Raw genomic sequence first — 1,742 nt, forward strand, 5'->3', positions numbered from 1 at the left:
AACTATGAGCGATCGCCCTCTAAAATTGTTATTAATTGATTCTGATCCGATTTTTAGATTGGGATTACGTCAAACTCTCGAAGAATTCCCGGAATTGCAAGTTGTAGCAGAAGCCGAAACCTACACCAGCGCATTGCAAATTTTAGCAGAATTGGCACAAATTGACCCCAATCAAGTAAATTTGGTAATTTTAGAACCAGATAACAATCGTTCTGCAAATCGCCAAGAAATGGGTTTACAACTGATTAGACAGTTGAAAAATCAATACCCAAATTTACCCATTTTACTTTTGTGTCACATTCTCCAACCCGGAATGCTCATAGCTTTAAAAGCTGCGGGAGTAAACGGTTATTGTCCCAAGGGTACACCCGTTTCGGAATTAATTGTTGCCATGGAACAAGTTATACAAGGAAATTCTTATTGGGTTAATCAAACCCAAGAATTCGGAGAATGGGAAAGTGGAAAAATTCAGCGGAACAAAGGTAATTCTCAAAACTCCCTCATTAATAAATTACGCAATAATTTGCACGGATCGGGAACTAATTATATCAAAGCTAACTTGAAAGAAGTTACCAGAGAACTGCAAATTCCCGGATTAACACTACTAAACAAAGCTATTTTAGCAGGAAGACGAAGAGAATTGATTGCAGCACAATGGTTGCTCAATAATTTATTCGATTTATCACAGCCACAACAACAACCCGAAGCAAATCCTTTTATTCGTGTTACTGAATTACCATTACCCAAACCGGATAGCTCTATTATCATCAGAAACTCGACAAGCAATCCTTTAGCTCCCCCTTTACTTAGCCCCAGAGCTTTACAAGCAACATTATTTGCATCTTGTATTAATAAACTTCAATTCAATTTACAAAATGTAACGGATATTCCTTTAGAAATAGATATTTTACGAGAAGATAAAAAAAGAGAATTACTTTATTTATTACTACAAAAATTTGCTGATTCTCTTGATGAATTACGTAATTCGGAAGTAGAAAATCATCGATTAAATGAAATAAAATATATTTTGTTATCAGATATATGGCAAGCAGCTATCAAAGATTTTTTTGGGAAATTTACTAGAATAAAAACAGCAGAAATTGAATTAGAAATTGTTAATATATTGTTAGAAGATGCGGTAATAGTACAAGCAGGAATTCTTAATAAAATCCCTTTAATAAATGAATTATTATCCTATTTAATATTTCAAACAGAATTATATATAGATAATACATCTTATTTACCCGGTAGGGAAGAAGCCAACGAACACGCTGCCATGATATTAGAAAATATGCTGATTCATCTTGCTAACGCTGTAATGCAGCCATTGTTAAATAGATTAGCCGATACAGAAATTATCAAAAAAGATTATTACAACCGCCAATTAATTTCCACCAGAGAAATAGAACGCTTCAGAAACGATTTATCCTGGAAATATCGCTGGCAAAATTATGTTGGAGAAGCCCAGAAAATATTCGAGAGTCGTTACGAATTATTCGTTCTTGCACCTAGAGGAATAGCCAAAGTCTTTGTATATGCACCCCGTAACAACGAATTAGCACAACTCGGAGGAATTCCTTTATTAGTAACATTATTACTAGAATTTCGAGATGCAGCCACACCTCGTTTACAATCCCTATTATCCTTTTTAGGTAACGGTGTAGTTTTCGTTCTTACCCGTATAGTTGGTAGAGGAGTCGGTTTAATTGTTCGTGGTGTTCTTCAAGGTATTGGTACCGCTA

The 1,742-nt window shown here is 34.8% G+C and carries 1 protein-coding gene; it reads left to right on the top strand.

Annotated elements, in window-relative coordinates:
* A partial coding sequence (locus IQ247_RS32080; RefSeq protein WP_228060239.1) for a DUF3685 domain-containing protein occupies nt 1–1,742 on the top strand: 1,742 nt, incomplete at both ends.

This window comes from Plectonema cf. radiosum LEGE 06105 (assembly GCF_015207665.1).
Lineage (GTDB): Bacteria > Cyanobacteriota > Cyanobacteriia > Cyanobacteriales > Nostocaceae > Rivularia > Rivularia radiosa_A.